General features: G+C 62.1%; 2 protein-coding genes and 1 pseudogene. 2 read left to right on the plus strand and 1 reads right to left on the minus strand.

The features are described 5' to 3' along the window. Positions 1-760: pseudogene (locus tag QZ079_RS08760) on the minus strand (hypothetical protein); the annotation flags it as partial. Positions 761-994: 234 nt separating this feature from the next. Between QZ079_RS08760 and galE the strand changes: the two are divergent. Further along, on the plus strand, positions 995-2,053 hold the full coding sequence (galE, locus tag QZ079_RS08765) for a UDP-glucose 4-epimerase GalE (protein WP_297037479.1): 1,059 nt from the start codon (positions 995-997) through the stop codon (positions 2,051-2,053). A gap of 177 nt (positions 2,054-2,230) precedes the next feature. After that, positions 2,231-3,238, plus strand: a complete 1,008-nt coding sequence (locus tag QZ079_RS08770) for a polyprenyl synthetase family protein (protein WP_297037480.1) — start codon at positions 2,231-2,233, stop codon at positions 3,236-3,238. Positions 3,239-3,268: the final 30 nt, after the last annotated feature.

Below are 3,268 nucleotides of genomic sequence, written 5' to 3' on the forward strand. Positions count from 1 at the left end.
CAGCCGCGAGGATCTCCTCGTCGCGTTTTGCGATGAGCTCCTTGACTTCGTCGTCGAGGCTATTCAGGAGCTCCTGCGTTTCCTGCTGCTTCGCCTGCATCTGCTCGAGCTGTTCGGCTTGTTCCTCTTCCAGCGCCTCAAGCTCGGCCTTCTGGTCTTCGAGGTTCTGCTTCTGCTGCTCGAGCTGAGCGCGAATCTCTTCGATCTCGGCGATGACGGCGCGATCCGCCTCGTTGATCTTCTCAATGTAGTAGGCATTCGAAACGAGCTCGTCGAAAGTCTGCGCCGAAAGGAGAATGGCGAGCGCCTCGTTGCCGCCGTTCTTGTAGCTCGACGCGACGCGCTCGGAGAGCACACGCTGCTTCTCCTCGAGCTCGGCTTCCTGCTCGGCGATCTTCTCCTCGGTCTCCGCAATCTTCGCCTCGACGTCTTCGATCTGGGCGATCGTCTCGTCCTGTTTTTGGCTGAGCTCCTGGTACTGCGCGGAAATCTCGTCGAGCTGCGCCTGCACCGCATCGAATTCGGCCTGGGCGTCGTCGAGCGCATCGAGCGTCTCCTGCGACGCTTGCGGCGTGGCGAGCGCGGTGAGGGGGTTCGCAAACACCGTGACGAACCCGGTCGCTGCGAGAACTGCCTTGATTGCATCGCGGCGCGTGCAATCCGCGTCTCCGCGACCGCAATGCGCTACGAGCTGCGCGCCAGAAAAGGGGATGTCGATATATCTAGAGATATCCCAACGGGATTCGCTGTGGTGAGACATACGTTGCTCCGTTTAATCTGTGTGTATATGTCGACCATCTACAAGAATACCTTATCGGTTCCCGATGTTCGACATCATCAAAGAAATATCGTGCGAACGGCATCCCCACACATGGCAACGTTATACTTTGTGTGACGTTTGCGTTGCCGGACACGGCAGGCGCTGCCGTTTGCAGAGGACGCGTCCAAACCAGCACCGGAAGCGCGCCGCGATACACGATGTGAGGAGTTTTCCATGGCACAGGCAAAGACACCGCAGGATACCTGCGTCCTCGTTACCGGAGGCGCCGGGTTCATCGGGTCTCATACATGCGTTGAGCTGCTCGAGCGCACATACCGCGTCGTGGTGGTCGACAACCTGTACAACGCGAGCCCCGTCGCGCTCGACCGCGTCCGCGAGATCGTGGGTGAGGACGCCGCGAAGAACCTCGTCTTCTATGAGGCGGACGTCAACGACCGCGCCGCCCTCGACCGCATCTTCGATGCCGAAGAGCCCGACCGCGTCATTCACTTCGCCGGCTACAAGGCCGTGGGCGAGAGTGTGGCGAAGCCCATCGAGTACTACCACAACAATATCGGCAACACACTCACGCTGTGCGAATGCATGCGCGATCACCATTGCAAGGACATCATCTTCTCGAGCTCGTCGACTGTTTACGGCGATCCGGACAATCCGCCCGTGACCGAGCTCGATCCCAAGAAACCTGCCACGAACCCATACGGCTGGACAAAGTGGATGATCGAGCAGATTCTCATGGATCTGCACACCGCCGACCCTGAATGGAACGTCGTGCTGCTGCGCTACTTCAACCCCATCGGCGCGCACCCCTCGGGACTCATCGGCGAGGATCCGAAGGGCATACCCAACAACCTCGTGCCCTATGTTGCGCAGGTCGCTGTGGGCAAGCGCCCGTTCGTGCAGGTGTTTGGCGACGACTACCCCACGCCCGACGGCACCGGCGTGCGCGATTACATCCATGTGGTGGACCTCGCGCGCGGCCACGTCGCCGCACTCGAATGGATGAACGGCCGTTCTGAGGTTGGCATCTTCAACCTGGGCACCGGCACCGGCTCCTCCGTGCTCGATGTGATCCGCGCGTTCGAGGCTGCCTGCGGCCACGAGCTGCCCTACAAGATCTGCCCGCGCCGCGAGGGCGACATCGCCGCCAACTGGTGCGACGCCACCAAGGCCGAGCAGGAGCTGGGCTGGAAGGCCGAGTTCGACATCAACGACATGTGCCGCGACTCCTGGAACTGGCAGTCGAAGAACCCCGACGGCTTCGCCACCGCCTGACATTAGAGTCGGCTCCGATGTCTGAGCATTTGGGACCGGCGTTGGGCTAACTGGATGGGGTGGAAACGGGTTTGTTTCAACCTATCGGCAGGGCGATTCAACCTCGTTGCCATCCCCATCCCGACGGGTTAAACGAACCCGTGCCCGCCCATCCCGCTCCAGAAAGGAACCTCCGCCATGCACAATTCGTTCGCCGAATTTCTTCGCGCACATCACGGCGATCTAGACGAATATCTGCTCTCATTTTTTGAGGGCAAGGCGGAGACCGATGACCTCGAGCGCTATCTCTATGCGCCGCTCCGCTCCTTCGCAGAGAACGGGGGCAAGCGCCACCGGCCGCTCATCTGCCTGCTTGCGTGCCGTGCCGTAGGCGGAGATCCCACGCTCGCTCGGAGCTGCGCGGCGGCCGTCGAGCACTTCCAAAGCGCCGCGCTCATCCACGACGATATCGCGGACAACGGCCAGCTGCGCCGCGGGAAACCCTGCCTGTATCTCACCGAAGGCGTGGGGCTCGCCATCAACTGCGGCGACCTCGATCTCACGCTCGTCACCGAAGCGGTGCTGAACGATCCCGCGCTGCCAGACGACGTACGCCTGCGCGTCATGCGCGAGCTCACTACCATGACGATGCGTACCATCGAGGGTCAGGCGCTCGACTTAGGTTGGGTGCGCGACGAGCGCTTCGACCTCACCGTGGACGATTACCTGCGCATGGCCACGCTCAAGACCGCGCACTACAGCGGTGCCGTACCACTCGCCGCGGGCGCGATCATCGGCGGCGGCAGCACGGAGCAGGTCGAGGCGCTCCGCTCCTTCGGCCTGGATACCGGCCTCGCCTTCCAGATCCAGGATGACCTCATCAACCTGGTAGGTAACGATACCGCCAAGGACTTCCGCACCGACATCACCGAGGGCAAGCGCACGCTCGTCGCCGTGCACGCACTCGCCGACCCCGCCGCCCATGACGAGGTCGAAGCGATTCTACGCTCCGGCACAAGCGACCCCGCAGTGCTCGCACGCTGCGTTGAGCTCTTCGAGCAATCGGGCTCGATCACGTACGCGCACGGCGTGGCGGAACAGCTCATCACGCGGGCGAAAGAGACGCTCGCCGGCATTGAGCTGGACGAAGGCTGCCGCGCGCTCTTCCTCGATATGGCCGATTTCTTCCTCGACCGCGCAAGCTAGCAGGCGTGACCCAATTGGGTCACGCCTGCT

It is taken from the genome of uncultured Enorma sp. (assembly GCA_905210055.1).
Taxonomy (GTDB): domain Bacteria; phylum Actinomycetota; class Coriobacteriia; order Coriobacteriales; family Coriobacteriaceae; genus Enorma.

What these genes read in the sequence shown, in the direction of transcription:
- galE (WP_297037479.1), top strand. Translation starts at nt 995, where the DNA reads ATGGCACAGGCAAAGACACCGCAGGATACCTGCGTCCTCGTTACCGGA.
- QZ079_RS08770 (WP_297037480.1), top strand. Translation starts at nt 2,231, where the DNA reads ATGCACAATTCGTTCGCCGAATTTCTTCGCGCACATCACGGCGATCTA.